General features: G+C 70.3%; 21 protein-coding genes. 13 read left to right on the top strand and 8 right to left on the bottom strand.

The genetic code is table 11. The features are described from left to right. The 4 genes from ABZU75_RS18545 to ABZU75_RS18530 all read right to left on the bottom strand — a co-directional run. The coding region (locus ABZU75_RS18545) for a S1 family peptidase (protein ID WP_355555431.1) at nt 1–1,583 on the bottom strand (1,583 nt) is incomplete at its 3' end. 85 nt (nt 1,584–1,668) lie between these two features. After that, complete coding sequence (locus ABZU75_RS18540; protein WP_355555429.1) at nt 1,669–2,628, bottom strand: LysR family transcriptional regulator; 960 nt, start codon at nt 2,626–2,628, stop codon at nt 1,669–1,671. A 419-nt stretch (nt 2,629–3,047) separates the two neighbouring features. Next, nucleotides 3,048–3,626, bottom strand: coding sequence for an AAA family ATPase (locus ABZU75_RS18535; RefSeq protein WP_350915063.1), 579 nt, complete (start codon nt 3,624–3,626; stop codon nt 3,048–3,050). Nucleotides 3,627–3,633: 7 nt separating this feature from the next. Continuing rightward, entirely contained in the window at nt 3,634–4,455 is an 822-nt protein-coding gene (locus tag ABZU75_RS18530) for a patatin-like phospholipase family protein (protein ID WP_355555426.1), read from the bottom strand. Nucleotides 4,456–4,589: 134 nt separating this feature from the next. Here ABZU75_RS18530 and soxR point away from each other — a divergent pair, with 134 nt between their 5' ends. The 6 genes from soxR (at nt 4,590) to ABZU75_RS18500 (ending at nt 12,955) form a co-directional block, all read left to right on the top strand. Beyond that, on the top strand, nt 4,590–5,066 hold the full coding sequence (gene soxR, locus ABZU75_RS18525) for a redox-sensitive transcriptional activator SoxR (protein WP_355555424.1): 477 nt from the start codon (nt 4,590–4,592) through the stop codon (nt 5,064–5,066). 233 nt (nt 5,067–5,299) lie between these two features. After that, nucleotides 5,300–8,242, top strand: a complete 2,943-nt coding sequence (locus ABZU75_RS18520) for a cellulose binding domain-containing protein (RefSeq protein WP_355555422.1) — start codon at nt 5,300–5,302, stop codon at nt 8,240–8,242. Between the two features lie 462 nt (nt 8,243–8,704). Further along, nucleotides 8,705–9,232 (top strand): TIGR02611 family protein, encoded by a 528-nt coding sequence (locus ABZU75_RS18515; protein WP_355555420.1) that lies wholly within the window; start codon nt 8,705–8,707, stop codon nt 9,230–9,232. A gap of 219 nt (nt 9,233–9,451) precedes the next feature. Further along, nucleotides 9,452–9,826, top strand: coding sequence for a hypothetical protein (locus tag ABZU75_RS18510; RefSeq protein ID WP_355555418.1), 375 nt, complete (start codon nt 9,452–9,454; stop codon nt 9,824–9,826). A 441-nt stretch (nt 9,827–10,267) separates the two neighbouring features. Next, entirely contained in the window at nt 10,268–11,467 is a 1,200-nt protein-coding gene (locus ABZU75_RS18505) for a helix-turn-helix domain-containing protein (protein WP_355555416.1), read from the top strand. A 342-nt stretch (nt 11,468–11,809) separates the two neighbouring features. After that, nucleotides 11,810–12,955 carry an AI-2E family transporter gene (locus ABZU75_RS18500; protein WP_350915048.1) on the top strand — a complete coding sequence of 382 codons (1,146 nt, stop codon included), beginning with the start codon at nt 11,810–11,812 and terminating at the stop codon, nt 12,953–12,955. Nucleotides 12,956–12,987: 32 nt separating this feature from the next. On the opposite strand, the gene ABZU75_RS18495 is transcribed toward ABZU75_RS18500, so the two are convergent. Next, nucleotides 12,988–13,134 carry a hypothetical protein gene (locus ABZU75_RS18495; RefSeq protein ID WP_355555413.1) on the bottom strand — a complete coding sequence of 49 codons (147 nt, stop codon included), beginning with the start codon at nt 13,132–13,134 and terminating at the stop codon, nt 12,988–12,990. Between the two features lie 86 nt (nt 13,135–13,220). After that, nucleotides 13,221–14,009: a TetR/AcrR family transcriptional regulator gene (locus tag ABZU75_RS18490; RefSeq protein ID WP_355555411.1), complete on the bottom strand. Its 789-nt coding sequence runs from the start codon at nt 14,007–14,009 to the stop codon at nt 13,221–13,223. A 132-nt stretch (nt 14,010–14,141) separates the two neighbouring features. On the opposite strand from ABZU75_RS18490, the gene ABZU75_RS18485 reads away from it, so the two are divergent. The 4 genes from ABZU75_RS18485 (at nt 14,142) to ABZU75_RS18470 (ending at nt 17,625) form a co-directional block, all read left to right on the top strand. Then, nucleotides 14,142–15,128 (top strand): ATP-binding cassette domain-containing protein, encoded by a 987-nt coding sequence (locus ABZU75_RS18485; RefSeq protein ID WP_355555440.1) that lies wholly within the window; start codon nt 14,142–14,144, stop codon nt 15,126–15,128. Nucleotides 15,129–15,279: 151 nt separating this feature from the next. After that, a complete protein-coding gene (locus ABZU75_RS18480) occupies nt 15,280–16,110 on the top strand; it encodes an ABC transporter permease (RefSeq protein ID WP_355555409.1) in 831 nt (276 codons plus the stop codon). Nucleotides 16,111–16,288: 178 nt separating this feature from the next. Continuing rightward, nucleotides 16,289–16,561 carry a hypothetical protein gene (locus ABZU75_RS18475; RefSeq protein ID WP_355555407.1) on the top strand — a complete coding sequence of 91 codons (273 nt, stop codon included), beginning with the start codon at nt 16,289–16,291 and terminating at the stop codon, nt 16,559–16,561. 116 nt (nt 16,562–16,677) lie between these two features. Then, nucleotides 16,678–17,625, top strand: coding sequence for a hypothetical protein (locus ABZU75_RS18470; RefSeq protein ID WP_355555405.1), 948 nt, complete (start codon nt 16,678–16,680; stop codon nt 17,623–17,625). Nucleotides 17,626–17,767: 142 nt separating this feature from the next. Here ABZU75_RS18470 and ABZU75_RS18465 read toward each other — a convergent pair whose 3' ends face one another. Continuing rightward, nucleotides 17,768–18,088: a co-chaperone GroES gene (locus ABZU75_RS18465; RefSeq protein ID WP_343964067.1), complete on the bottom strand. Its 321-nt coding sequence runs from the start codon at nt 18,086–18,088 to the stop codon at nt 17,768–17,770. A gap of 119 nt (nt 18,089–18,207) precedes the next feature. On the opposite strand from ABZU75_RS18465, the gene ABZU75_RS18460 reads away from it, so the two are divergent. Further along, nucleotides 18,208–19,815, top strand: a complete 1,608-nt coding sequence (locus tag ABZU75_RS18460; protein ID WP_355555403.1) for a DUF885 domain-containing protein — start codon at nt 18,208–18,210, stop codon at nt 19,813–19,815. 81 nt (nt 19,816–19,896) lie between these two features. On the opposite strand, the gene ABZU75_RS18455 is transcribed toward ABZU75_RS18460, so the two are convergent. Next, nucleotides 19,897–20,541 carry a GntR family transcriptional regulator gene (locus tag ABZU75_RS18455; protein WP_355555401.1) on the bottom strand — a complete coding sequence of 215 codons (645 nt, stop codon included), beginning with the start codon at nt 20,539–20,541 and terminating at the stop codon, nt 19,897–19,899. Between the two features lie 79 nt (nt 20,542–20,620). Between ABZU75_RS18455 and ABZU75_RS18450 the strand changes: the two genes are divergently transcribed. Next, nucleotides 20,621–21,985, top strand: a complete 1,365-nt coding sequence (locus ABZU75_RS18450) for an FAD-dependent oxidoreductase (protein ID WP_355555399.1) — start codon at nt 20,621–20,623, stop codon at nt 21,983–21,985. Then, nucleotides 21,982–23,733: a dihydroxy-acid dehydratase gene (gene ilvD / locus ABZU75_RS18445; protein WP_355555397.1), complete on the top strand. Its 1,752-nt coding sequence runs from the start codon at nt 21,982–21,984 to the stop codon at nt 23,731–23,733. The genes ABZU75_RS18450 and ilvD overlap by 4 nt, the downstream gene beginning before the upstream one ends. The last annotated feature ends 29 nt before the right edge of the window (nt 23,734–23,762 follow it).

Genomic DNA, 23,762 nt, shown 5'->3' with positions numbered 1-23,762 from the left:
GCGCTCGCCCGACTCCGACGTCCGCATCGCGTCGAGGTGTTCGGCCAGATCCTGCTCGTAGCCGTCCCACGCGACGAGCGTGGGGGAAAGCTGCAGCCGAGGGTGTAGGAGCCGGAGCCGCTGTAGGCGTGCACCCGTACGCGGTAGGTGCCCGCGGTGCCGCTGTAGGTGAAGGCCTCATCGGGGTTGGGGGAGGTCCCGCTGGCCACGGTCGTCCAGGTGGAACCGCTCAGCTTCTGCAGGTAGGCGTCGTAGTCGGTGCCGTTGGGCCCGTCCAGGCAGACGCGGTGGACGCCCGCGGCGGCGCTGTAGCCGGCGGTGCCGGGCTGGTAGGCGTTGGCGTTGGACGTCAGCGAGCCGGTGTAGGTGCTCTGGTAACCGCTGCACCCGGTGGGCGGCGGGGTCCCGTTGGTCACCAGGGTGAGCCCGTACGCCGAGAGGATCTCGTTGATCGGCTGGTGGTAGGTGGTGCCGCCGACGGTGCAGTTGCCCGAGCCGCCGGAGGTGACGCCCTGGGCCTGGCTGCCGGAGATGTAGGAGCCGCCGGAGTCGCCGGGCTCGGCGCACACGGTGGTGCGGGTCAGGCCGGTGATGGTGCCCTCGGGGTAGGTGACGCTCGTGTTGTGCTGGCTGATGGTGCCGCAGCGGTACTGGGTGGTGGAGCCGGAGCGGCAGATGGAGCTGCCCACGACCTGCTGGGTGGAGCCGGCCACCGGAAGGATGCCCGCGCTGTAGCCGTTCACCACACCGGTCGGGGTCCAGTTGGAGTTGACCGCGACCCACGCGTAGTCGTTGCCGGGGAAGGACGAGCCCTGGAAGGTGCCCTGGGCGACCTGGTTGTAGCCCTGGGTGGCGGTGCCGGCCGTGCCGCAGTGGCCGGCGGTGGCGAAGCCGCCCTGGCTGCCGCGGGTGACCGAGAAGCCGACCGAGCAGCGGCCGCCCATGTAGAAGGCGTCGCCGCCGCGGACGTCGTAGAGCGGCTTGGGCTTCTCCTGCGAGGCCTCGACGCGGACGAGCGACTTGTCCACGCCGCTGCCGTCCACGAACGCCTGCGCCTCGGCGACGTCACCGGCCAGCACGACGACGCTGTTGCTCCGCACGTCGACGTACCAGGACGGGATCGATTTCGGCGCGGAGGCCACGAGCTGGTCGAGCCGCTCCTTGGCCGTGTCGAGCGTGGCCAGGGAGTTCTTGAAGAGCTTGACCTCCGCGCCCGACCTGGCGAGCGAGGCGATCCTGGTGGAGTCGCTGGTGGCGATCACGAGGTTGGAGGTGGGACCGGTCACCCAGGCTCCGGCGAAGGAGGTGCCGAGCTGCCCGCGGAGGGCGGGCTCGACCTTGGCGGCGGCGGCCTCGTTGATCAGCCGGGCCGAGGCCTGCTCGCTGGTGCCGCCGAGGTCGCGCCGGATGGCGTCGACCAGGCCCGGGGCCGGCTTGGCAGTGGCCTCCACCAGTGTCCGGGCCTCGGCGAGGGTGTAGGGGGCGGCGGCGGTCTCGCCGGGTCCCTGGTGGGCGATGGCGGGGGTGGCCACCATGGCGACAGCGAGCGCGAAGCCCGCTGTCACGGCACTTCTGCGGAGCATGGGTTCTCTCCTCATGTGGGGGGTGCCGTCAAGGTAGCGGTGTGCACATGAGGCGCGCCTCTACCGAATGTCCCCTACCGTCACGTTATGGAGAGGTGCCCAGCCCGGGGTTCTCGGTCAGCCACGCGGCATATCGTCTGCTCCGCCCGACCGCGTCGGAGTGCGCGGCCTTCGCGTGTTCGAAGATCGCCGTGGCGGCTCCGGCGGTGGCCGCCTCCGGGTGCCAGCCGAGCAGCTGCCGCCAGCGCAGCGGGGCGCCGGCGAGCGGCACCAGCTTCAACCCCTCGGCGGGCTGGAAGGTCGCCTGGCAGAGCGCGGCGGCGCGGCCGACCTTGGCCAGGTGCATGCAGGTGGCCACGTCGGTCTCGTAGATGGTCTTGGGGGTGAAGCCGGCGCGGGCGCAGGCCGTGGCGAAGCAGTCGCCGAAGCAGCTGTCGCCGGGGGTGACGGTCCACTGCTCGTCGGCCAGCTCGGCCAGTTCCACCTCCTTCCTGTCGACCAGCGGATGGTCCTCGTTGAGTAGTACGAAGACCGGGTCGGTGCCCACGGTCGACCACACCACCGGTCCCTCCACCGGTGGTGGGCTCTCCCCGCAGGCGCCGATGAACGCGAAGTCGATCCGGCCCAGCATCACCATGGTGGTGAGCTCCTTGGCGGACCAGGAGGTGTAGGTGCTCACGGGAGTGGACGGCCAGGCGGTGGCGAGGCGGTCCATCAGGCCGCCGAGTATCGGGCCGTTGGTGGCGCCCAGCCGGTAGCTGGGGACGTCGGCGTTCGCGTTGGCGAATCGAAGCGCCTCCTCCTGGAGTTCGCGGGCCGCGGGCAGGAGGACCAGCGCGCGTGACAGGACCAGCTCCCCCAGGGGCGTGGGCCGCGCGCCGTTGTGATCGCGTTCGAAAAGAGCTCCCCCGAGAACCCGCTCTATCCGTTTGAGCTGTGCTGTCAGTGCGGGTTGGGCCAGTCCGAGGTGGGTGGCGGCCTTGGTGACGCTACCGGCCTGTGCCACCGCGCGCACGATCTTGAGGTGTCGGAGCTCGAGATCCATACCGGGAACGTAAGGCCGCTACGTTATGCCTGCAATGCAAACTTGTCATGAAATATGACTCAATTTTGTCGAATCGTTCCAAAAGGGGTTCTGGTCCGGAAATACAGGGCGGCTTGGGGTGACCGTTGACGCCTGCCGGGGCCGAATCCGGAAGATCCCGATTCCCAGGGTCGAGAGCCGGCGCCGGTGTCCGGCATCCGAGATTCCCGCGATTCGGGTTTCACCTGCGTTTCGGACGCCGGGCATGCCGATATCCGGCGTCCGGGATTCCCGTACGGACGCGAGAGGCGGAGGTGTCGGCGTTCGTCGGCCCCCCGAGCCGACGGCCTCGCCCGTCGCCAGGGAGATTCCCGGCGGTGAACAGGTGTCCAGGTCCGAGGGCAGGCCGGTCAGGGCTCGGGGACGCCACGGCGGGCGGTCTACCCGGAGGCGATGATCCTCTCCAGCTGTGCCGTCAGGGAGGGTGCCCCAGGACGGTTGTCGATCTCGTCGTGCGGCACGACGGGTGGTTCGTCCACCCTGATGGCCCGCAGGTAGTCCGCGAAGCGGCCGAGCTTGCCCGCGTCCCTGGCGAGCCCTCTGGCCTCCAGCCGGGAGCGCAGCGCCGCGCCGTCCGAGCGGACCCAGAGGAGGTGTACGGGCGGCCCGCCCAGCCGCCCGACCCAGCGCTCCCACACCGCCGCGTCGTGTACCTGGGTGGTGAAGGGGCCTTCCAGCATCACCGGGCAGCCGTGCGAGCGGATCTGCCGGGCGACCTCGGTCAGCCCGTCGTACTCGTACCGCTTGATGTGTTCGTCATACCAGGGGCCTTCGCGTTCCCCGTCGTCGCGGCCGTGGGCGCGGAGGGTGGCGGCGACGAAGCCGCCGTAGACGGTGTCCTTGTCGAGCAGTGCGGGAGGTGGGTCGAGCAGCGCCAGCAGCGCCGCCGCGACCGTCGACTTCCCCGCTCCCGGGGGCCCGCTCACCACCCAGAGCGGCGCCGCCCCGCCCGCGCCCACGTCGTTCTCAGTCCTGCCAGGCCCTGGCCACGCTCTCCGCGGCGGCGGGAGCCTGGGCGAGGCCGGCCTGGAAGGCGGGGCGCCACAGGGCCGGGTCGAGGACGTTGGCGCCGAACACGGCGACCGAGGCCTCGTCGGGGACGATGTGCGCGACCGCCGCGTCCCCCAGTTCGGCCAGCTCGGCCTCGAAGCGCGCCCTCGGTGAGACGTGCGCCAGCGGTTCCAGGATGACCACGGCCGAACTGCCCGCCGCCAGGTCGGCGTTGGTCGCCGAGCGCACCCCGCCGTCCATGTAGCGGCGCCCGCCGATCTCCACCGGCGGGAACACGCAGGGGACCGCGCAGCTGGAGGCGACCGCCGACACCAGCGGCGCCCCCGAGTCGCGTTCCCAGACCACGAACTCGCCGGTCGCCGCGTCGACCGCGGTGATCAGCAGGCGGCGCTCCGGCCACTCCTTGACGGGCAGCCGGTCGCCGATCGTCTCGATCCTGGCGCCGGTGTCCCGCACGGCCAGGGCCAGCTCGCCGACCCTGCGCCGGGCCTCCCGCGGTTCCAGGGACGGGTCGTACAGCACGCCGAAGGCGGCCATGACCGCCTCCATGTCCACTGCGGAGACAGTCGCGGTCTCGGTGTCGGCCTGGACGCCGACCGAGCTCTCCAGGTCGACCTCGGTGGCGATCAGCGTCCCGACCACCGAGCCGGCCGAGGTGCCGACCACCAGGTCGGCCGCTCCCAGCTCCAGTCCCGCCTTGCGAAGACCCGTGACGATCCCCGCCTCCCAGGCGATGCCCGCCACGCCTCCGCCACCCAGCACCAATGTTCTCGTCATGCGGCCTATTCTTACCCGAACATCCCTCTGCGGCCGAGGGGGAGACACCTCGAGGCTCCGGGCCGGGTGAGCTCCCGTGAACGGCGCGCCACCCGACAACCTCAATGTAAGTTGAGGTCAAGGTAGACTGCCGCATGCCCAACAATCCGGAGATAACCGTCGGCCAGCTCTCCTCGCGCAGCGGGGTCGCCGTCTCGGCCCTGCACTTCTACGAGTCCAAGGGCCTGATCCGCAGCCGCCGCACCGCGGGCAACCAGCGCCGCTTCTCCCGTGACACGCTGCGCAGAATCGCCTTCATCCGGGTCTCCCAGCGGGTCGGGATCCCGCTTCGGACGATCCAGGAGGCGCTGTCCGCGCTCCCCGACGAGCGGACCCCCACCAGGGAGGACTGGGCGAGGCTCTCGGGGATATGGCAGGACGAGCTCGACGACCGCATCAGGCAGCTCGAACGTCTCCGGCACGGGCTGACCGAGTGCATAGCCTGCGGCTGCCTCTCGCTGGACCGCTGTGCGCTGGCCAACCCCGACGACGTGGCCGCGGCGAGAGGGCCGGGTTCGCGGCTGATGATCGCTTCCCGCCGGGAGTGCGCCATCGACTGTGATCCGGAGTAGGTCCCGGAAGGCGCCACGTGCGGGACGCCCGCGTACGCCGCGCCCTCCCCGCGCGGCACGCTGCGGTCGGGCACCGGTTTGTTAGTTGTCTGTTCAAACTATTGACGGCGCGGGGTCCGGCATGTGAACCTCTGGGCGTTCATGCACGCGCATCATGGGCGGTCGAAGGTCAGGGTCCCGTCACCTGATCGTGCATGGCGGTTTGTCCGTTGCATTGCGAAGGGAAGCCGTACATGCGAAGAAGGCTGTTCAGCATGCTCACCGCCGCGGCGGTGGCGTGCGCGTCGGTCGGTGTGGCCGTCGCGGGCGGGGTCGCTCCGGCGTCCGCGTCCGGGACCGCTGCCGCCGCTGCCGCCGCCGAGACGTACACCTGGAAGAACGTCAGGATCGACGGTGGCGGGTTCGTGCCGGGGATCGTGTTCAACCAGAAGGAGAAGAACCTGATCTACGCCCGCACCGACATCGGCGGCGCCTACCGCTGGGAGCAGGCGAGCAAGACCTGGACTCCGCTGCTCGACTGGGTGGGCTGGGACAAGTGGGGCTACAACGGCGTGGTCAGCCTGGCCACCGACCCGGTGGAGACCAACCGGGTCTACGTCGCCGCCGGGATGTACACCAACAGCTGGGATCCCAACAACGGCGCCATCCTGCGCTCCGCCGACAAGGGGGCGACCTGGCAGGCCACGGCGCTGCCGTTCAAGCTCGGCGGCAACATGCCCGGCCGGGGCATGGGTGAGCGGCTGGCCGTCGACCCCAACAGGAACAGCATCGTCTACCTCGGCGCGCCCGACGGCAACGGCCTGTGGCGCAGCACGGACAAGGGCGTGACCTGGGCCAAGGTCGCCTCCTTCCCCAACGCGGGCAACTACGCCGCCGATCCCTCCGACCCCAACGGCTACCTCAGCCACCGTCCCGGCGTGGTCTGGGTGACCTTCGACCCGTCCTCGGCGACCGCGGGCAACACCACGCAGAAGATCTACGTCGGCGTCGCGGACAAGGCGAACACCGTCTACAGCTCCGCCGACGGCGGGACCACCTGGACCAGGGTGGCCGGCCAGCCCACCGGCTACATCGCGCACAAGGGCGTGCTCGACCACGTCAACCACACGCTCTACATCGCCACCAGCGACACCGGCGGCCCGTACGACGGCGCCAAGGGTGACGTGTGGAAGCTCAACACGACCACCGGTGCCTGGACCCAGATCAGCCCGGTCCCCTCCAGTTCGGCCGACGACTACTTCGGCTACAGCGGCCTCACCATCGACCGGCAGAACCCCGGCACGATCATGGTCGCCACCCAGATCTCCTGGTGGCCGGACGTCATCTTCTTCCGCTCCACCGACTCCGGGGCGACCTGGACCCGGGTCTGGGACTTCACCTCCTACCCGAACCGTAGCTTCCGCTACACGATGGACGTCTCCTCCTCGCCGTGGCTCACCTTCGGGGCCAACCCGCAGCCGCCGGAGACGACGCCCAAGCTCGGCTGGATGACCGAATCGCTGGAGATCGACCCGTTCGACGGCAACCGCATGATGTACGGAACCGGCGCCACGCTCTACGGCACCGAGGACCTGAAGAAGTGGGACACCGGCGGCCAGTTCACCATCAAGCCGATGGTGAAGGGACTTGAGGAGACCGCGGTCCTCGACCTGATCAGCCCGCCCTCGGGAGCTCCGCTGGTCAGCGGTCTCGGCGACATCGGCGGCTTCCGCCACACCAACCTCGACGCCGTACCGCCCATGATGTTCACCTCGCCCAACTTCACCTCGACGACCAGCCTCGACTACGCCGAGACCAACCCGTCGATCATGGTTCGCGCGGGCAACTTCACCGACTCCGACCGGCCGAACGACAGCCACGCCGCGTTCTCCACCGACGGCGGCGCCAACTGGTTCCAGGGCACCGAGCCGAGCGGGATCAACGAGGGCGGCACGATCGCGGCCGCGGCCAACGGGTCCAGGTTCGTCTGGGCGCCCAAGGACGTGGGCGTGCACTACTCGGTCGGCTACGGCAACTCGTGGACCGCCTCCACCGGGCTCCCGACCAATGCCGTGGTCGAGTCCGACCGGGTGAACTCCAACAGGTTCTACGGCTTCAGCGCCGGAAAGTTCTACGCCAGCACCAACGGCGGCGCCTCCTTCGCGGCCACCGCCGCGACCGGGCTGCCCACCGAGGGCAACGTCAAGTTCAAGGCGGTACCCGGCCGCGAGGGCGACATCTGGCTGGCCGGGGGGTCGACGACCAGCTCGGGCATCTGGCACTCCACCAACGGCGGCACGTCGTTCACCAAGCTCTCCAATGTCACGAGCGCCGTCAACATCGGCTTCGGCAAGTCCGCCACCGCCTCCGGCTACCAGGCGCTGTACGCGGTCGCCACGGTCGGCGGCGTCAACGGCGTGTTCCGCTCCGACGACGCCGGCGCGAGCTGGGTCAGGATCAACGACGACCAGCACCAGTACGGCAACGCGGGCGAGGCGATCACCGGCGACCCGCGCGTCTACGGCCGCGTCTACCTCGGCACCAACGGCCGCGGCATCCTGTACGCCGACAACGGCGGGGTCGTCCCGCCGGTCGACACCGTTCCGCCGACCAAGCCGGGTACTCCGGTCGCCTCGGCGATCACCTCCTCGGGTGCGACGCTGTCCTGGACGGCTTCGACGGACGCCGTCGGGGTGAGCGGTTATGACGTCTACCGTGAGGCGGGGGCGACGGATGTCAAGGTGGGTTCGTCGGTCTCGGCGTCGTTCGCGCTGACCGGGCTGACCTCCGACACCTCGTACACCTTCTACGTGATCGCCCGGGACGCCGCGGGGAACAGTTCCACCGCCTCCGACCCGGTGACCTTCAGGACCCTCACCGGGCCGGTCGGCGGCGGCTGCACCGCGACCTACACGGTGTCCAACTCCTGGCCCGGCGGCTTCCAGGGCGAGGTGACCGTAAAGAACACCGGCACCTCGGCGACCACCGGCTGGACCGTCAAGTGGTCGTTCCCGAACGGTCAGACGATCACCCAGCTCTGGAGCGGCGTGCACACCCAGACCGGCGCCGACGTCACCGTGAAGAACGCGAGCTGGAACGGCGTCCTGGCCGCCGGAGCCTCCACGTCGTTCGGCTTCGGCGCCTCCTGGACCGGTACCAACGGCGTTCCCTCCAACGTCACCTGCACCGCCCCCTGACGGCGCTTTCCGCGCCCCCGAACGGTGCTTTCCTGACGGCCTGGTCACCCCGGAGGGGCGACCGGTAAGGGAGACCTGCCGGTGCGACCCGTCGCCGAGGCCGGGGGGTCCAGGCTGTCGGACGCACCGGCGCTTCCGGTGCCCCGTGAAGAACCACGGGGCACCGGGAGTCCGTACGGCCCCGCCCACGCCCCGAACGGGCACGGGCGGGGCCGTCCCGCTTCCGCCGCTCCGGTGGGCGATTCACGGCGTAAGTGCTACCTGTCGTCCTATACGTTGTTCGCGGGTATATCCGGCTGAACGAGGGGGGCCGGGTATCGCGGCCGAGCCGCAGGCGGGGTCTCGCGGCCTCCGCCTGGAGAACCCCATGGCCTCAGCCTTAAGGATGATGTAAGGCGTCAACGGCGGCCGGGCCGCTCGGCAGACCCTATTGTGAAGGAAACCGATTGTCCGGGGGAGAGTATGGCGGTCTCAGACGGGGTGTGCAGCCCTCAGGACGAGACGGGGCGCCCGTCGGAAACCGGCGCCACCGACGCTCCGAACGAGATCGTTGACAGGCGGAGCGAGACCGGTGACGCCGACGTGCTGAAGGATGAGGCCGCCGAGCGGTCCGGTATCCACGGCTGGCTCGACGGGATCAGGTCCACTCGCACCGGACGTCTCACCCTGAAGATCGTCATCGGTACCATCGGCGCGGTGCTGGTCATCGGCGGTCTCATCATGGTGCCCTTCCCCGGCCCCGGCTGGCTGGTCGTCTTCGCGGGGCTGGCGGTGCTGGCCACCGAGTTCCACTGGGCACACCGGCTGCTGGAGTTCGGCAAGCGGACCCTGTCGGCCTGGACGGCCTGGCTGGGCCGCCAGGGCTGGAGCGTCAAGATCCTGGTCGTCCTCGTCGCCGCGGTGACCGCCACCGCCATCGTCTACTACGGCCTCAAGCTCAGCCTCAACCTCGACCTGATCGTCGAGGCCCAGAAGCTGCTCACCCGATAGCCCGCCTCCAACGCGAGGCGGCGCCCTCTTCGGTGACGGCAAGGGCTGCCGCTCTGAGTGGCAATGACGCGGTACGTACGGGAGGCAGAACCGTACTCCCAGGAGTTTTACCCGGACTCGGTCACCTCGTTATCATCCCTGGATGTGACTCTCCGTAGTGTCTCCACGTCCGATCCGCAGGGACGGATCGGCAGAGACGAATAAGGAGAGTGACGTTCGATGCGCGCCCTGTCCTCGATGTTGGTCCTGGCGGCCGCCGGAGCCGTCGCCCTGACCGGCACCCCCGCCCACGCCGATGATGTCAACCTGTCCGCGAGGGTGCAGCCAGGCGAGGAGGTGTTCCTCACGCCCGAGCTCGTCCCCGGGCGCCAGTACAACGGAAACGTGCTGGTCAAGCTGGACAACAACAGCGTGCCTGTCAAGGTCAAGGTCGGCAACTGCCGCGGCCGGTACATCGGGTCGGTGCCGATCGCCGCCAACGACCACGCCGCGTACGTCGCCGCCAGCGCCCCCCAGCCCGCCCAGTGCATCCGCTACCGGGTGAAGAACATGGGTGACACGACGGCCGCCATCACGGGCACCGGCTACTTCTAACCGGTATTGACTGCGACGCTGTACTGATTGCGACGCTGCGCGTCGCGGTGAGGCCGCTGGGATCCGGCTCTGTACTCACTGCGACGCTGACGCGTCGCGGTGAGGCCGCTCTTATCCGGCTCCTTCCCTCGTCGAGAGGGGGCGCTCGTTCCTCGCGACCCCTCTCTCCTCAGTCCAGTCGCCGGCGCGGCCTCACGGGTGGTCCCTCAAGGCAGAGAGCACGGAACACGTCCCTAAGGCGGTTCTTGGGGCGGCTCGTCGGTTTGGTTCGAGGGGGTGTGGCCGGGTGCTGGGAGGATTCGGGGGCGACCTCACGGCGGAGGGTCGCGGGGGGTGATTTCTTGTTACGGGGGTGAGTGGGGGCGCCGGGGAAAATGTGCGCTCCGGTCAGAAGACGGTTTCCTGACATCGGAGTAGCGTCCGAGACCAGGAGGAGCCCCCGTGAGCCTTGCCCGTGTCGTCGAACAGCCGCAGGCGGACATCCCCCGGGAGTTCGCCGAGGCCCTCCGCCCCTATCTGGACGTCCTGGCCGAGGAGATGATCGGCGAGATCCGGGCCAGCGTGCCGGAGTACTCCCGGCAGAGCGGCGCCTACGCCCGTATCGTCAGGCACGCCGTCGAGGAGGCACTCGCCGGATTCGTGAACCGGGTCGGTGACCGGGGGGCGAGCCGGTCCCGGCTGCTGGAGGTCTTCCGCGCCGTCGGCAGCGGGGAGGCCGCGGAGGGGCGCCCCCTCGACTCGCTCCAGTCCGCGCTGCGGATCTGCGCCAGGGTGGCGTGGCGACGGCTGGCCGAGGAGTCCGAGCGGCTCGACCTGTCCCGGCAGCGCATGTGCGACATCGGGGAGGCGATCCTGGTCTACCTCGACGAGATCGCCGCCGCGGCGGCCGACGGCTACTCCGAGGCCCAGGTCCGGGTGGCGGGCGAGCTCGAACTTCGGCGCCGCAGGCTGCTCGACCTGCTCGTCGCCCACCCGGCCGCCGACTCCCGCGCGGTGGCCGATCTGGCCAGGTCGGTGCGCTGGACCATGCCGCGCACCCTGGCCTGCGTCGCCCTGGCCGCCCGCGCCCAGGGCGATCTGCCCAGGCCGGGTCTCCCGCCCGACGTGCTCGTCGACCTCGACCGCTCCGACCCCTGCATGGTCGTGCCCGACCCCGAAGGCCCGGGGCGGCACGGCCTGCTGAACGCCATGGCGGCCGACTGGACCGTGGCCATCGGCCCCGCGGTCGCGGTGGGGGAGGCCGGTCTCTCGCTCAGGCTCGCCAGGGACGCGCTGGCCCTGGCCAGGCGCGGGGTGCTGGACGGCCGCCGGATCATCCGGGTGTCCGACCACCTCGCCACCCTGATGATCTTCCAGGACGAGTCGCTGATCCAGATCATGGGCCGGGCGCGGCTGGAACCCCTGTTCGCCCTGCGCCCCGCCCAGCGCGACCGGCTGGCCGAGACCCTGCTGGCCTGGTTGCAGAGCGGCAACGCCACCGAGGTCGCGGCCAGGCTGCACATCCACCCGCAGACCGTCCGCTACCGCCTCCGCCAGGCCACCGAACTCTTCGCCGACCAGCTCGGCACCTCCGGCGACCGCTTCGAACTGGAGGTGGTCCTCCGCGCCCGCGCCGCCGGTCTCACCCCCGCGTCGGGCTGACCCGGCTTCACACTCACCCGGCACCCGGGGCGGATGCCCCGTCCTTCAGGACTTCGCCGCCCGATTCGACGTCTCTCCTTACGATGATCGTTCTCAGCCGCAGGGTGCCTGGGATGAGGAGGGTGTGATGTCGGCGCGGTCGCGTCCGTGGCCTGAGATCCCGGAGAATGACGGCGTGGATGCCCCCTCTGCCGGACTTCCGTGAGAAACGGACATATAACTCCTTTTACTATGAAGCAGGGCGCCGCTTCAACAGGGCAGCACAGCGCCAAACCAACATGAATTAGCCCGAATCCTGCGCGTCGACGCGGGCCCGATCATGAGGATGCATAAGGTGATCACATGCCTGCCACGCTGAGTGCCACGAAGACCCGGGCCGCGCTGCGCTCCTCGGCGCGCATCTCCGCGGAGATGCTGCTGGTCCTGCTGATGAGCGCGGTGACCCTGTGGGTCGTGGGCCAAATGTGGTCCGTGGTCTGGCCGCTCATGGTCGCGCTGCTGCTCACCACGCTGACCTGGCCGGTAACCCGTCTCCTGCGCCGGTACGGCTGGCCTCCCGCTCTGGCCGCGTCGGCCGTGACCCTGCTGTTCCTCCTGGTCGCCGCGGGCATCGTGGTCCTGATCGTCGTGCCCGTCGTGTCACAGTCCGGAGAGCTGGCCACCGGCGTGGTCAACGGCATCAAGCAGGTGCGCGAATGGGCCGCCGGGCCGCCGCTGAACATCGGCAACGACCAGGTCACCAGCGTGCTCGACACCGCGATCGCCCGTATCCAGGACAGCGTCGGCGGCATCGTCACCGCCACCGTGACCGGGGTGGGCACCGTCGTCAACGGTCTGGTCACCACCGTCCTCGCGCTCTTCCTGATGTTCTTCTTCCTCAAGGACGGCCCGCGCTTCCTGCCGTGGCTGACCCGTCAGCTCCCCGGCCGCCTCGCCGTGGACGTGCCGGCCGTGGCCGAACGCGGCTGGGACACCCTCGGCGCGTTCGTCCGCTCCCAGGCGTTCGTCGGCCTGCTCGATGCCGTCTTCATCGGCCTCGGCCTGTGGATCGTGGGCGTGCCGCTGGTGCTCCCACTGGCGGTCCTGACCTTCGTGACGGCGTTCATCCCCATCGTCGGCGCCCTGTTCGCCGGCCTCGTCGCCGTGCTCATCACGCTGGTGTCGAACGGCCCGACGGACGCGCTGATCGTGCTGGCCATCATCGTCGCGGTCCAGCAGCTGGAGGGCAACGTGCTCCAGCCGATGGTGCAGAGCCACGGCCTGGGCCTGCACGCGGCGGTGGTCCTGCTCGCGGTGACGCTGGGCGGCAGCCTGGCCGGCATCGTGGGCAGCCTGCTCGCCGTACCGGTCGCCGCCCTGATCGCCGTGGTCTGGAACTACCTGCGCGAACAGCTCAGCGACCCGCCCCGGGAGCTCGAAGCCGCCGCAGCCGTACCGGCGCAGGAGCCCGAAACCGCCGCGGCCGTACCGGCGGAGGAGCCCACCTGATTCACCAGGGCCGTCTCACTCCCGCGCGTCCGTCACAGCGTGACCATGCGCCTGCCGATCCTCTCGGTCAACGCATCGCGGTCACTCGCCGGCGCCACGAGATCCGGTGTATCCGCCCGCGGACCGTCCGCCACCGCCTCCGCCAGGCCGTCGGACTCCTCGACGACCAGGCTCGGCACCTCCGGTGACCGTTTCGAGCCGGAAGTCGTCCTCCGCGCCCGCGCCGCCGGTCTCACCCCGGCCGCGGGCTGACCCGGCTTCCCGATCAGCGGTCCTGTCTCCCGTCCGCCGGGTTCCGGCTCGCGATCAGGTCGGCGACGCCGTCCAGGATGCGGTCCAGGCCGAAGGCCAGGGCGTGTGCGGGGTCGGAGATCGCATGATGGGCCTGGCCCGCGGCCTGGCCGACGCGGGAGGCGACCGGGAAGCGGGTGTCGTCCATGATCTTGTCGAGCAGCGGGGCGTTGGACAGCCACCACTCGACGTCGGTCATCCCGCTCTCCTGCTGGACCCGTGCCTGGTTGGCCGCGGCCCTGGCGGTGCTCTGCACGTGGCTGAGGACCAGGGCCAGCACGGAGTCCATCTCGACGTCCGTCAGGCCGACGCCGTCCAGCGGGCGTAGCTCGGCCTCGTACTTGAGCGACGCGTTCGGCCCCAGCGTGGAGCGGGCGTCGATGACCTGCAGCAGCCACGGGTTGCGCCGGTAAAGATCCCAGTTGCGGGCGGCGACGAACTCCATCGCGCCCCGCCAGCCGCCTGTCTGCCGGGACGGGGCGTCCACGTCGGCGTACAGCTCCCCGTACGCGGTGTCGACCATGAGGTCGGTCAGCTCGCCCTTGCCGGGGACGTGGGTGTAGAGGGACATGGTCCCGACCCCCAGCCGCTCGGCGACCTGGCGCATCGAGACCGCTTCGAGCCCCTCGGCGTTGGCCAGCTCGATGGCCGCCAGGACGATCGAGCGCACGGTCAGCCCGGAGCGCCCTGGCCTGCTGTGCGAGCCCCACAGGAGCGCCAGGCTGCGTGCCGGGTCGGCGTCGGAAGCTTTCTTCGCACTCACCAGAACAGTCTCCAGATTTTCGTCGTTGGGGCCACCGTAGCTGAGTCGTACGGTGTACGGTACGGTCTACGCCACGGAGGCGCGACGGCGCCGGGTGGGAAGACAGGCGAAACAGGGGTGAGGCAGGTGGCTGTGAGAGCGACGGAGTTCGCGATCGCCGCGCACGACGTGCGCAAGAACTACGCGGGTGCCGCCGAGGGGACGGGTCTCAACGGGTTCGACCTGGAGGTGGCGGCCGGCACGGTCTGCGGCCTGCTCGGGCCCAACGGCGCGGGCAAGACCACGGCGATCAGGATCCTGGCCACGCTGCTGCGCCCGGACTCGGGCCGGGCGAGCGTCGCGGGGTTCGACGTCCGCACGCAGGCGCGGCAGGTACGCGAGCGGATCGGGCTGGTCGGCCAGTACGCGGCGGTCGACGAGATCCTCAGCGGGCGGCAGAACCTGGTGATGTTCGGCAGGCTGAACCACCTGTCGGCGGCCGGGGCGCGGAGGCGGGCCGGCGAGCTGCTGGAGCGCTTCTCGCTGGCGGACGCCGGGGCCAAGCCGGTCGGCGAGTACTCCGGCGGCATGCGCAGGCGGCTCGACCTGGCGGCGAGCCTCATCGTCGCACCCCGGGTGCTCTTCGTGGACGAGCCCACCACCGGCCTCGACCCGGCCGCCCGCCAGGAGGTGTGGTCGGCCATCCGCGACCTGGTCGGCTCCGGCACGACCGTGCTGCTCACCACCCAGTATCTGGAGGAGGCGGACCGGCTGGCCGACCGGATCACCATGCTCGGGGCGGGCCGGGTCGTCACCGAGGGCACTCCCGAGGAGCTGAAGTCGGCCATCGGCGGCGACTGGCTCGATCTCGTCCTCGCCGATCCGGCGGACGTGGCCAGGGCGGAGGCGCTCGCGGCGCGGGTCGCCTCCGGCGGGATCCTGGTGGACGCCGAGTCGCGCCGGGTCAGCATCCCGGTCGCCGAGCGCACCCGGGCGCTCGTCACCATGGCCACCGCGCTCGGCGACGCCGGGATCGAGCCGGTCGACGTCACACTGCGCCGCCCCACGCTCGACGAGGTCTTCCTGCACCTGACGGGCGGTGCCGAGAACACGGCCGCCCGTACCGGGGCGTCCGCGTGAACGCCGCGACCGGGCTCTCCGGCCGGGGGTCCGTATGGGCACCTCCGGCATGGACATCGCCGCCGTGCGCCCTGGTGCGGGCGGTCACCGTCTCCGACAGGGGCGCCCCGGTGAGTACGACGATCCCAACCCCCGACACGGAGGCATCCGCGTGAGTACGACGACCTCGACCCTGCCCACCCCCTCCCCGCTCTCCAGGTTCGGCTGGGCGCTGGCCGACTCCTGGACCATCACCCTGCGCGACCTGGGCCACTGGGCCCGCCGCCCGGGAACGGTCGCCGTCGGATGGCTCTTCCCGGTCATGATGGTGCTGATGTTCGGCGGCCTGTTCGGCGGCGCCATCGGCGTCCCCGGCGGGGGCGGCTACTTCGACTTCCTGATCCCCGGCATGTTCGCGATGACCATGCTCTTCGGCCTGGAGAGCACGATGATGGCGGTCACCACCGACGCGGCCAAGGGGGTGACCGACAGGTTCCGCTCGATGCCGATGAGCGCCTCGGCGGTCGTCATGGGCCGCGGGATCGCCGACATGCTCAACTCGGTGGTCGGGCTGGCCGTCATGATCGGGGCCGGGCTGCTGCTCGGCTGGCGTGCCGAGGGCGGCCTGCCCGAGGCGCTGGCCGCGGTGGGCCTGCTCCTGCTGCTGCGCTTCGCCCTGCTCTGGGTGGGGATCTACATCGGCCTCGTATCGGGAGGGCCGGAGGTGGTGACGTCGGTGCAGATCCTGGTCTGGCCGGTCGGCTTCCTGTCCAGTGTGTTCGTCGATCCCGCCACCATGCCCGGCTGGCTCGGTGCGATCGCGCAGTGGAACCCGATCTCGGCCACCGCCACGGCCACCAGGAGGCTCTTCGACAACCCCGGCTGGGCGGGAGAGTCGTGGATCGTGCAGAACGCCACCCTCATGGCGGTCCTCTGGCCGCTGCTGCTGATCGCCGTCTTCCTGCCGTTGTCGGCGCACAGGTTCCGCCGGCTCGGCGGCTGACGGAGCCGGCCTCCCGGCCGTCGGCTCTTTGGGCGGGCGGGGAAGTCCTGTTTCCCGATGGATCACAACGTTTGCCGCCACGAGAAGATGCTCCGCGTTTTACATCGCCGCTCCGTGTTTTACATCGCGGTGACGGAATCCGTCGGGGCCTGTAACTGACCGTAGTGAATCTGGGGGCATGAGTGAGACGGAACGGGAACGATCCGCCTCGGGGTGGACGCTCAACAGGGAACTGCTCAACGTCGGCGCGATCATCGTCGCCGCCGGTATAGCCCATCTCGTCATGGGCCTGATCGGACATGAGAAGTACGGGCCGTTCATGCTCCTGCTGCTCGGCGGGGTGCTCGTCGCGGCGGCGCTCGGTCACCGGTTCTACGAACACCGGCGCCATCGCCTCCCCGTGGTCAGGGAGTGCCTGAGGTGCGGGGCCGCGTCGGGTGAGGGGGCATGACGCGGCATGGCCCGAGGGGAGGACGACCCTTCACCACCGCCGGCCTCTCTTACACCTGTTCTAACCGATTCGGTCTAGATCGGGATCTTGAGAGCTTTCCGGCTTAGGATTCCGGCGTGTCCGTGACTCCTGGGATTTACCGGTTCCTCGGCTGCCTTGTCGTTCTGGCCTCGGCGATCGTGCCGCTCCCCGCGCACGCCGCGGCCGCGCCCATCGATACCGTGCTGCCCGGCACCAGGGTCACCGTACGGGAGGACGCCACGGACCCGCTCAGGGTGACCTCGTACTCCTCCGGAAAGATGACCTACCTGCGCAGGGGTGACGGGTTCACCCGGCAGGCCGCCTACCAGGAGATCACGGTCGCGCCGAAGGGGGGCAGCGCGCTGGCGGTGCCCACCTCCTACAAGAGCGGCTACGACTCGGTCGTCCTGCTCGACCTGGCGACCTCCAAGGGCACCAGGATCCGTACGGTGCGGAAGCCGCTCGTCGCGCACTACGTGCACTGGAGCCGCGACGGCGGCAAGGCGGTGCTGACCACCGAGCGAAAGAGCGGCTCGGCGTGGGTGACCTCCGGGTTCGTGGTCGTCGACGTGTCCGCGAAGAGCGCCAAGACGGTGACCGTGGCCGATGTCGACAAGGCCGCGCGGTTCCGCTGGAGCTCCGACGGCACCGAGGTGGTGGCCGAGTACCAGGGCGGTGCCCGCTTCTACGGGCAGGACGGCACGATCCGCCGCACCCTGGCCAAGACCGGCAGGCCCGCCGGTGGTGAGGACGCCTTCACCCCCTCGGGCAAGGGCCTGATGACCTGGTGCCCGTCCAGCTACACCGAGCACGTCTGTGTCTGGGATCGCACCTCGGGCAGGCTCGCGGCCAAGGTGCCCGGCATCCGGCCGAAGGCCCTGTGGGGATGGTGGGACGAGAAGCACTTCATCGCGGTCATCCCCTCCGGGAACCACTACCAGGTGGTCCTGTCGACCCTCAAGGGCAAGACCACGCGGGTGCTGGCCGCCTTCTCCGCCGAGGATTGGAACAACAAGCTCTACCTCGGATACACCCGGAAATGACCGGCACGGCCCGAGGGCGGGCCGGTGATCGGGCGTCCTGCGCCAGGAGGCGATCCGCGCGGTAGGGACGTCTCATGGGCCTTCGGGGTGGCGCAGCGGAGACCGGGCGGTGGTGACGTCCCCCCGTGGAGCTCAATGGAGCTCAGAGGTAGAGGCCGGTGCCGTTGTCGGTCTGCGGGGTGGCGATGGCGTGCAGGTCGCGCTCGCGCATGACCAGATAGATCTGGCCGTGGACCTCGACCTCGTACTGGTCCTCGGGGTTGAACAGGACCTTGTCGCCGACCTTGACCGCCCGGACGTTCTGGCCCGCGCCGCAGACCTCACCCCAGACGAGGCGGTTGGCCATCTTCACCGTCGCCGGGATGACGATGCCAGCCGTGCTGCGCCGTTCCTCTGACTCCTGCTCGACCTTGACCATGACGCGGTCGTGGAGCATCTGGATCTCGAACTTCGGGTCACCCACGTCATGAAGTTTATGGGAACGGCGGAGCCGCGCCTGCTTGTCCGCGGACTCGGAGGGGGCGAAAGTCGGCCGGTGACCACATCGGTGGTGAAATCGCCTGCGAAGTAGGATCTCGCGGTATGACGTCCCCCCAGCTGGTAAGCGAATTTCTCGACTGGTACCTGGCGGAGAATCCCATCTATGCCGCCCTCGCGGGCGCGCCGGGGTACGACAGGACCCTCGGTGACTTCACCGAGGCCGGCATCCTGGCCAGGGAGCGGGAGTCGCGCCGCCGGCTGGAACGACTCCAGGGGGCCCAGGATGCCGGGGACTTCGAGGACGAGATCGACCGGGAACTCGTCATGTCCACGCTGCGCGGCGGGATCGCGTACGAGTCGTGGCCGCTCTGGAGGCGTGACCCGGCCGCCTACGTGGGCCCGATCTTCTCCTCGATGTTCAGCCCGTTCCTGCAGCGGCTCTCCGGTGAGGCCGAGCTGGTGGACGCGGCCGTCGCGCGGCTGGCCGAGGTGCCGGACGTCCTCGCCGCCTGCCGGGCCAACCTCGACCCCGCGCTGGCGGCCCCGCTGCTGGTCGAGCGGGGGCTGGGCCAGGCGCGGACCGCTCGCCGCTTCCTCACCGGGACGGTCCCCGGCCAGGTGTCCGACGAGGCGCTGCGGGCCCGGCTGGCCGCGGCGGCCGAGCCCGCGGCGACGGCCTTCGACGAGCTGGTGGAGTTCCTCGAAGGGTTCCGGGCGGAGGGCACTTGGCGGATGGGGGAGGAGCTCTACTCCACGCTGCTGCGCGAGCGGGAGATGCTCGGCTACGGCGCCGACGAGCTGCTCAGGCGGGGACAGGCCGCCTACGACGAGCTGGACGCGCGGATGCGCGAGGTCGCCGCCCGGCTGGACGGTGGCTCGGGCGACTGGCACGCGGTCATCACCGGGCTTCAGGACGACCATGCGCCGACGCTGGAGGACATGCGGGCCGAGTACGAGGCCGAGACGGAGCGGGCCAGGAGGTTCGTCCGCGAGCGCGGCCTGGTGACCTTCGCCGAGGGCGAGGAGTGCCTGGTCGTCCCGTCGCCCGAGTTTCAGCGGCCCATTCTCGCGGTCGCCTCCTACCTGCCGCCGCCGCCCCTGTCGACCTCCAGGATCGGGCACTTCTTCGTGCCCTTCACCCCGTCCTCCTTCACCGAGGAGCAGGTCCGCCAGCGGCTGCGCACCAACGCCAGGGCGCAGATGCCCTCCATCGCCGTCCACGAGGCGTACCCCGGTCACCACTGGCACCTGTCCTGGATGGCGGGCAACCCACGCCGGGCCCGCAGGCTGTTCCGCACCCCGTACTTCGCCGAGGGCTGGGGCCTGTACGTCGAGAAGCTCATGCACGAGCAGGGCTACTTCACCACTCCGGCCCAGGAGCTCGCCCACCTGGACTTCCGGCTCTTCCGGGCGGCCCGCATCGTCGTGGACACCTCGCTGCACTGCGGTGACATGACGATCGAGCAGGCCGAGGAGTTCATGACCACGAGGTCCTCGCTCACCCCCGGCACGGCCAGGGGGGAGGTCAACCGCTACTGCGCGTGGCCCACCCAGGCGCCCTCCTATCTGACGGGGGCACTGGAGATCGACCGCATCCGCGACGACTACCTGGCCGCGGGCCGCGGTGACCTGCGCACCTTCCACGACACGCTGGCGGGTTCCGGCGGTCTCCCGCTGGGCCTGGCCCGCCGGGTCGCGCTGGAGGGCTGACGAACCCGGCCCCCGCGCTCCACGGGCCGGGTGCCGTCGTCCGCGGCGCCCGGCCCTTCTCCCGAGCCAGGAGGGAGCTGCTCAGGCCGGTGGGTGCAGGGTGGCGTAGGCGAAGTCGACCAGATAGTCGTTGAGCCTGGTCGAGGCGTTCACCGCCTCGGTCTCGTCGCCGTGGCAGATGGCGCGGAGGATGTCGCCGTGCAGCCGTGACGCCGTGCGCAGTTCCTCGGCGGAATCCTTCAGGTGCGCGAACCAGAACCTGCGGGAGAGCCCCTGGAGGGGCGCCATGGCCACCGAGATGTACTCGTTGTGAGCGGCGGCGACGATCAGGTCGTGGGTGCGCTTGAGGATCGTCGCGAAGGAGCGCACGTCCGGCTCGCAGTCTTTGAAGTGCTCGACGACCTCCTGCATCTGGCGTTTCTGCTCGGGGACGGCGCGGTGGGTGGCGAGCTTGACCGCCAGGGCCTCCAGAGTGCGCCTCAGCTCCAGGAGTTTCAGCTGGGCCTCGATGGAGGTGGGCGGGACGAGCACCCCTCGGTTGGGGTGGATCTCCACCATGCGCTCGCGGGACAGCCGCTGGAGCGCCTCACGGACGGGCGTCCTGCCGAGGCCGGTGCGCTCCATGAGCATGGACTCGGATATGAGCGACCCCGGCACGAGCTCCTGAAAAGTGATCATGTTCTCGATCGCGTCGTAGGCGCGGTCGGATTTGTTTGGCAGGGACACCCGTCACCCCGTGTCTGCGATGTTTCAAGAGGATTTCCGGACTGGACAATAGTATCGCCTTGTGATGTACGGTCAATACATGACCGATATATCGGTGGTCCATTGGCGACTACCCGCAGTGGTGTCCCCCGACGCGGACTACCCCGTCGTGGCCGACGTCGACGTGCTCGTGGTCGGCGGCGGGGCCGCGGGAGTGGCCGCGGCCGTGGTGGCCGCGGAGGCCGGCAAGAGCGTGCTGCTCGTCGAGAAGTACGGGTTCGCGGGCGGCGCCGCGGTGGCCGGCATGTCCGGAACCGTCTGCGGCATGTACCTGGCGACGGAGACCGGCACCTCACCGGAGCAGGTGGTGTGGGGTTTCACCGAGCGCTTCCGGCAGGGGCTGTCCAAGCGAGGCGGCCTGACCCGTCCCCAGCGGTACGGCAAGACGTGGACGAGCGCCCACGACCCGCTGGTCTGGCGGGAGACGGCCGACGACCTGCTGGCGGCCGCCGGGGTGCGGGTGCTCTTCCACACCTCCGTCGTCGGTGTGGTGATGGAGGGGGACGAGTACCGGGGCGCCGTGCTCTCCTCGAACGCCGGGGTCGGCGTCGTGCGCGCGGCCCGTACCGTCGACGCCTCCGGGGACGCCGCGGTCGTGGCTCGTGCGGGCGGCCGCTACGTGTTCGGCGACGACGGGCGGATCCAGAACCCCACCATGTTCTTCCGCCTCGGCGGGGTCGACGTCGAGGCGTTCCTGGACGGCTACGGCGAGGACACCATCAGCCCGCCCTGGGTGACCGAGCGGATCAAGGAGGCCAGGGCACTCGGCGCCGACCTGCCCCGGCAGAAGATCTGGATCTTCACCACCCCCCGCCCCGGCGAGCTGATGGTCAACGCCACCCGGCTCACCGGGGCCGACGGGCGCATGCTCAACGTCATCGACCCCGCCGACTTCACCGAGGCGGAGGTCGGGGGCCGCCGTCAGGTCAGGGCGTACGCCGACTTCCTCATCGAGACCATGCCGGGCTGCGCGGGCGGTTTCGTCGTCGACACCGGCGTGGAGGCGGGCGTTCGCCAGACGCGCAGCGTCGTCGGCGTCGAGACCCTGAGCAACGAGGCGGTCGTGACGGGGCGCAAGGACTCCTCGGGCATCGTCCGCAGCCCGTGGCCGATCGAGCTGCACGACGGAGACCGGCCCAAGCTGCACTGGCTGATCGACGACTATTACGAGGTCCCGTACCTCACACTCGTGCCCGAGGCGGGGGAGAACGTCATCGTCGCGGGCCGCTGCCTGAGCGCCCAGCACGAGGCGCTCGCCTCGGCCAGGGTCACCGCCCAGTGCTTCGAGTACGGCCACGCCGCAGGGGTGGCCACCGTCCTCTCCCTCGACGAGGGCACCCCCTACCGCCGTCTTGACGGGGCCAGGGTCAGATCCGCGATGACACAGAACGGGAGCGCGCTGTGAGCCACAACGCCGACAGTAACGCCGACAGTAACGTCGACGGTGCGGCCGATGCCGCGAGCGCCGCGGATGTCGCCAGGGGGGACGGCACCGTACTCCGCAGCAACTTCACACCCGGCACCTCGCGCTGGGCCGTGCGGCGGGCGCAGTGGAGCGCCATGGGCATCAGCCTGGAGGACCAGCTGAAGCCGAAGATCGCGATTGTCAACACGTCGTCGAAGCTCTCGGTGTGCTTCATCCACCTCGACGACGTGGCCACCCGGGTCGCCGACGCGGTACGCGAGGCGGGTGGGCTGCCCTTCGAGATCCGCACCACCGCGCCGAGCGACTTCATCACCACCGCCGGCCGCAACGGCCGCTACCTCATGCCCACCCGCGACCTCGTGGTGAACGACGTGGAGGCCGCGGTCGAGGGCGCCGTGCTGGACGGCATCGTCTTCCTGTCCTCCTGTGACAAGACCACGCCGGCGCACCTGATGGCCGCCGCCAGGCTCGATCTGCCCTCCGTGGTCGTCATCGGCGGCTACCAGCGCGGCGGGACCTACGCGGGTTGCTCGGTCGACATCGACACCGTCTACGAGTCGGTGGGCGCGGTCGCCGCGGGCACCATGGGCGTCGACGAGCTGGGTGACCTGGCGGACGCGGGGATCACCGGGCCGGGTGTCTGCGCGGGGCTGGCCACCGCCAACACCATGCACTGCCTGGCCGAGGCGCTCGGCATGACCGTGCCGGGTTCGGCGCCGACCCGGGCCAACTCCGAGCGGATGCTGGCCAGGGCCGAGGAGGCCGGGCGCCGGGTGGTCGAGATGATCCACGAGGGGCTCACCGCCAGGAAGGTGCTGACGGCCGAGGCGATCGAGAACGCCGTCGAGGTCGCCCTCGCCCTGGGCGGGTCCGTCAACTGCGTCCGCCATCTGTCCGCGATCGCCGCGGAGGCCGATCTGGGTCTCGACGTCGTCGCGACGGTCGAGGCCAGGGGGCGGGACGCCGTGCAGCTGGCCGCCATCCGCCCCAACGGCACCGACCAGGTGTGGGACCTCGATGAGATCGGCGGTGTGCAGACCGTCATGCGGACGCTTCTGCCCCGCCTGTACTCCGGCGCGCTCACCGTCTCGGGCCGCACGGTCGGCGAGCTGGCCGCCGAGGCCCGCGCCGCGGACGGCAAGGTGTTGCGGGAGCTGAACGACCCGGTGAAGCCGGAACCCGGCCTGCTCATCGTCCGCGGCTCGCTGGCCCCGGATGGCGCGATCGTGAAGCTCGCGGGGGTGAGCGCGGCGACGAGCCGCAGGTTCGAGGGCCCGGCCAAGGTCTTCGCCGGCGAGGACGAGGCGATCGCGGGGCTCGGGAACGGGGAGATCGTGCCCGGACAGGTGATCGTGCTGCGCGGCATGGGCGTGCGCGGCGGCCCCGGCACGGTCTTCGCGGCCAACTTCGTCGCGGCGCTCAACGGCGCCGGCCTCAGCGGCCAGGTCGCCGTCGTCACGGACGGAGAACTCTCCGGGCTCAACTACGGTCTGGTCGTCGGCCAGGTCATGCCGGAGGCCGCCGACGGGGGACCTCTCGCCGGGCTTCTGGACGGTGACCGCGTCACGATCGACCTTGACGCCCGCACCGTGGACACCGATCCGGTACGCCAGGGAAATCCTGTTCTGTCCCACGAACCCGGGACGGAATCCGGCCTACTCGGGCAGTACGCCGAGCTGGTCGGCCCCATCCAGGGTGGCGCCGTGACCCGGCGACCGCCCAGGTAGAACCACCCCTCATGTGATCGAAGGAACTG

The organism is Streptosporangium sp. NPDC005286 (genome assembly GCF_040607515.1).
Taxonomy (GTDB): Bacteria; Actinomycetota; Actinomycetes; order Streptosporangiales; family Streptosporangiaceae; genus Streptosporangium.
Note: the sequence above shows the minus strand (reverse complement) of the source record. Positions and strands in the feature narration are given on the sequence as shown.

Coding starts and splice junctions, on each gene's coding strand:
- ABZU75_RS18540 (WP_355555429.1), bottom strand. CDS start 2,628: ATGGATCTCGAGCTCCGACACCTCAAGATCGTGCGCGCGGTGGCACAG.
- ABZU75_RS18530 (WP_355555426.1), bottom strand. CDS start 4,455: ATGACGAGAACATTGGTGCTGGGTGGCGGAGGCGTGGCGGGCATCGCC.
- soxR (WP_355555424.1), top strand. CDS start 4,590: ATGCCCAACAATCCGGAGATAACCGTCGGCCAGCTCTCCTCGCGCAGC.
- ABZU75_RS18520 (WP_355555422.1), top strand. CDS start 5,300: ATGCGAAGAAGGCTGTTCAGCATGCTCACCGCCGCGGCGGTGGCGTGC.
- ABZU75_RS18515 (WP_355555420.1), top strand. CDS start 8,705: ATGGCGGTCTCAGACGGGGTGTGCAGCCCTCAGGACGAGACGGGGCGC.
- ABZU75_RS18510 (WP_355555418.1), top strand. CDS start 9,452: ATGCGCGCCCTGTCCTCGATGTTGGTCCTGGCGGCCGCCGGAGCCGTC.
- ABZU75_RS18500 (WP_350915048.1), top strand. CDS start 11,810: ATGCCTGCCACGCTGAGTGCCACGAAGACCCGGGCCGCGCTGCGCTCC.
- ABZU75_RS18475 (WP_355555407.1), top strand. CDS start 16,289: ATGAGTGAGACGGAACGGGAACGATCCGCCTCGGGGTGGACGCTCAAC.
- ABZU75_RS18460 (WP_355555403.1), top strand. CDS start 18,208: ATGACGTCCCCCCAGCTGGTAAGCGAATTTCTCGACTGGTACCTGGCG.
- ABZU75_RS18450 (WP_355555399.1), top strand. CDS start 20,621: ATGACCGATATATCGGTGGTCCATTGGCGACTACCCGCAGTGGTGTCC.